The organism is Micromonospora sp. AMSO1212t (assembly GCF_008868145.1).
Lineage (GTDB): Bacteria > Actinomycetota > Actinomycetes > Mycobacteriales > Micromonosporaceae > Micromonospora > Micromonospora tulbaghiae.
In genome coordinates this window covers 1-3,941 of record NZ_WBKS01000230.1, presented here as the reverse complement: position 1 = coordinate 3,941, position 3,941 = coordinate 1, and the positions used below count along the sequence as shown (strand labels likewise).

The window sequence follows — 3,941 nt, the reverse complement described above, 5'->3', positions numbered from 1 at the left end:
GGTGGGCGGGTGCGCCACCGGCGCCACGGTGGGCAGGACCGGGGTCGGCGGATCCACCGGACGGCCCGCGCCGAGCCGCTCGGCGAGCCGGGCCGCTGTGGGCCGCCGCTCCGGGTCCATCGCGAGGCAGGCCAGGACCAGGTCGGCGACCTCCGGCGGCAGGCCGGGCACCCGCAGCGGCGGCACCGCCGGCCGGTTGCGCCGCACGTCCAGCACGTCGTCCCAGCTGCGCACCGGCAGCGGCGCCCGGCCGGTGAGGCTGCGGTACAGCAGTACGCCGAGCGCGTACACGTCGCCGGCCGGGTTCGCGGGGCCGGGGTCGAGGCGTTCCGGGGCGAAGTAGGCGGGGGTGCCCATCAGCAGCGCGCCGGGCTGCCCGGTGACCGGGTGCGGGCCGGCGGGCGCGGCGATGCCGAAGTCGAGCACTTTCGCGCCGGTCTCGGTGAGCATCACGTTGGCCGGCTTGACGTCGCGGTGCACCACGCCGATCCGGTGCGCCGCGGCCAGCGCCCCGGCGACCTGCCCGGCCGTGCGGACCGCATCCGGCCAGGCCAGCGGCCCGCCGGCCAGCCGGTCGGCGAGCGTCTGGCCCTCCACCAGCTCCATCACCAGGTACGGGACCACGACGCCGCTGTCCAGCGTCGCCTCGCCGTAGTCGTACACCTGGGTGACGTGCGGGTGGGTGAGCCGCGCCGCCGCGCGGGCCTCGCGCTGGATGACCGCCCGCAGTTGCGGGTCGGCGGCGAGCTGCCCGGCGAGGGCCTTGACCGCGACGGGCCGGTGCAGCACCTCGTCGTCGGCGCGCCACACCTCGGACATCCCGCCGAGACCGATGCGTTCGCGCAGGACGTATCGGTCGTGCAGGCGCAGGGCGGACGTGAACGGCGACATGATGCCTCCAGTCTGCCCGTCCGGGCCCCGTGCCCGTCAACCGTCCGGCGGGGGTGCCCGGGTCAGGGCTTGCGGGCGACCCCGCCGTACATGCTGACCTCGATCACCGACGGGCGCGGCTCGGGCTCGCCGTCGGCGCGCCACTCGGCGACCGAGCAGACGCCCGGCTCGACCAGCTCCAGCCCGTCGAAGAAGCGCACGACCTCCTCCCGGCTGCGCAAGTTGATCACGCCGTGCGGGCCGCCGCCGCGGGCCGCCGCCTTCGCCTCGGCGGCCACCTCGGCCGGCAGGTAGTCGTGGGTGGCGTGCGAGGCGGCCAGGTAGCTGCCGTCGGGCAGGGCGTCCAGCAGCCGGCCGACGATCGCGTACGGGTCTTCGCCGTCGGGCACGAAGTGCAGCACCGCCAGCAGCATCAACGCCACCGGCTGGGAGAAGTCCAGCGTGCGGCGCAGGTCGGGGTGGGCGAGGATGCCCTCCGGGTCACGCAGGTCCGCGTCGAGGTAGGCGGTGGCGCCCTCGGCGGAGCTGGTGAGCAGCGCGCGGGCGTGGGCCAGCACGATCGGGTCGTTGTCGACGTAGACCACCCGGGCGCGCGGGTCGGTCGCCTGCGCCACCTCGTGCGTGTTGTCGGCGGTGGGGATGCCCGTGCCGATGTCCAGGAACTGCCGGATGCCCGCCTCGCCGGCCAGATGGCGCACCGCGCGGCGCAGGAACCGCCGGTTCTCCAGGGCGCTGATCCGGATGGTCGGGAACCGCGCGGCCATCGCGTCGCCGGAGTCGCGGTCGGCCTGGAAGTTGTCCTTGCCGCCGAGCCAGTAGTTGTACCGGCGGGCGGGATGCGCCACCGTGGTGTCGATCCGGCCGGCGAGTGGCCCGGAATCGGGTGCCGTACCTGGTGCGTCGCTGGTCAAGGCCGCCTCCACGACTCGCGTGCCACCGTCCACTGTCTCCGATCGGCGGTCATGCTACTGCCCGCCACCGCGCCGGTCAGACCGGGTACAGCTCGTCGCGCATGCGGGCCAGCAGCTCGGGGGTCCGCTCCGGCGGCGCGGCCTCCACGCACAGCCGTTCCATCGCCTCGGCGTAGAAGTCGAGGTCGTCGCGCTTGTCGAGGTAGATGGCGCTGGTCAGCTGCTCGATGTAGACGATGTCCGGCAGGTCGGCGTCACCGAAGCGCAGGATGCTGAACGCGCCGCTGGCCGCGGCGTGCCCACCGGCGGCGAACGGGACGATCTGCAACCGTACGTGCGGGCCGGAGGTCGCCTCGATCAGCGCGTCCATCTGCTCCCGCATCACCGCGGCGCCGCCGATCGGGCGGCGCAGCACCGCCTCGTCGAGCACCGCCCACAGCTGCGGCGGGTTGGCCCGCCGCAGCAGCTCCTTGCGCTGCATCCGCAGCTCCACCCGCCGGTCCAGCTCCGCCGCCGACGCGCCGCGGTGGCCGAGCAGGATCACCTGCCGGGCGTACGCGGCGGTCTGCAACAGGCCGGGTACGAACTGCACCTCGTACGTGCGGATCAGCGCGGCGGCCGCCTCCAGGCCCAGGTACGACTGGAACCAGGCGGGGAGCACGTCGCCGTAGCGGTGCCACCAGCCCGGGCTGTTCGCGTCCCGGGCCAGCCTGAGCAGCGCGTCGCGGTCCTCCGGCGTGGTGACGCCGTAGAGCGTGAGCAGGTCGGCCACGTCGCGCTCCTTGAAGCCGACCCGGCCCAGCTCCATCCGGCTGATCTTCGACTCCGACGAGCGGATCTCCCAGCCGGCGGTCTCCCGGCTGACCCCGGCGCTCTCCCGCAGCCGGCGCAGCTGCCCGCCGAGGAGCATGCGCAGCACTGTCGGCCCGCTTGTCGGACCACCCTCGACGGGCACCGTCGCCACCTGACCGCCCTCGCATCCCGACCGCCCCGGCCGGGCACCCTCCCGGACCGACGAGTAAGCATGCCATGAACCGACAGTGAGGTGAACTCCTCCGGACGGACGGAGTCAGTCCCGTGTACGGGACGGCGGGATCAGGTGGTCGAAGTCGCCGTCCCGGGCGCCGAGCACGAACGCGGCGATCTCGTCCACTGTGTAGATCAGCGCCGGGCCCTCGGGATGCCGGGAGTTGCGGACCGCGATGCCGCCGCCGGGCAACTCGGCCAGTTCGACGCAGTTGCCGCTGGGGTTGCTACGGCGGCTCTTCAGCCAGCGCATCGGTGGCAACTCGGTCGCGGGCACGCCGTTCGGGGGTTGCTGCATGGGCGTCCTTCGGGATGAGCCAGCCGAGGCCGCGGGGAGGAGCGGTGGGTGGCGACGTCTGTCGACTGAGGAGTGAGATGCACGTGCATCTGCTATTGCATCTGCAATGGACAGAGAGCATGATAACCGAAATACGGTGTGCCGGTTCGTTCACGCACGGTGACCCGAGCCCGGCCCCGGGACGCCGCTCTACGCGGCTTCGGGACTGCGGTGAGGAGGACGCGCGTTGGCGGATCCGATGACCATCGCCTCCGGCATCTCCGCGGCGGGCGCGCTCGTCTCCGCCTGGCAGTTACGCCGCCGCGCGCTGCGCGCCGAGGCCGAGATCGAGCTGCTCCAGGCCGAGCTGGCCGCCGAGCGGCACGCCGCCAGCCACGACCCGCTCACCGGGCTGCCCAACCGACGCGCGTTCTTCCGGCTGGCCGCCGCCCTGCTCACCGACCCCGCCGGTCAGCCACTCGTCGCGGTCGTGCTCGACCTGGACAACTTCAAGCAGGTCAACGACCGCTACGGGCACGCCGCCGGGGACCAGGTGCTGGTCAGCGTGGCGCAGCGGCTCGCCGCGTTCGCCGGCCCCAACCTGGTCGCCCGGCTCGGCGGCGACGAGTTCGCCGGCCTGCTGGCCAGCCCCACGGCGGACCGCCGGTGGATCGAGCACGCCACCCGGCGGCTCTGCGAGGCGCTCGCCGCGCCGATCCCGCTGGGCACGCGCAGCATCCAGGTCACCGCCTCGGTCGGGCTCGCGCCGGTGCACTGCCCCACCCAGCTCACCGACGCGCTCTGCCGCGCCGACGCGGCCATGTACGAGGCGAAGA

The 3,941-nt window shown here is 74.0% G+C and carries 5 protein-coding genes; 1 reads left to right on the top strand and 4 read right to left on the bottom strand.

Going from position 1 to position 3,941, the window contains the following annotated elements; translation table 11 throughout:
* The 4 genes from F8279_RS29395 to F8279_RS29380 form a co-directional block, all read right to left on the bottom strand.
* A partial coding sequence (locus F8279_RS29395; RefSeq protein ID WP_151501682.1) for a serine/threonine-protein kinase occupies positions 1-891 on the bottom strand: 891 nt, incomplete at its 3' end.
* 62 nt (positions 892-953) lie between these two features.
* Entirely contained in the window at positions 954-1,802 is an 849-nt protein-coding gene (locus tag F8279_RS29390) for an SAM-dependent methyltransferase (RefSeq protein ID WP_091427364.1), read from the bottom strand.
* Positions 1,803-1,878: 76 nt separating this feature from the next.
* On the bottom strand, positions 1,879-2,766 hold the full coding sequence (locus tag F8279_RS29385) for a helix-turn-helix transcriptional regulator (RefSeq protein ID WP_151501681.1): 888 nt from the start codon (positions 2,764-2,766) through the stop codon (positions 1,879-1,881).
* Positions 2,767-2,871: 105 nt separating this feature from the next.
* Positions 2,872-3,126 carry a DUF397 domain-containing protein gene (locus F8279_RS29380; protein ID WP_091427172.1) on the bottom strand — a complete coding sequence of 85 codons (255 nt, stop codon included), beginning with the start codon at positions 3,124-3,126 and terminating at the stop codon, positions 2,872-2,874.
* A 226-nt stretch (positions 3,127-3,352) separates the two neighbouring features.
* On the opposite strand from F8279_RS29380, the gene F8279_RS29375 reads away from it, so the two are divergent.
* Positions 3,353-3,941: GGDEF domain-containing protein (locus tag F8279_RS29375; protein WP_151501680.1), on the top strand; the 589-nt coding region annotated here is incomplete at its 3' end.

What these genes read in the sequence shown, in the direction of transcription:
- F8279_RS29380 (WP_091427172.1), bottom strand. Translation starts at nt 3,126, where the DNA reads ATGCAGCAACCCCCGAACGGCGTGCCCGCGACCGAGTTGCCACCGATG.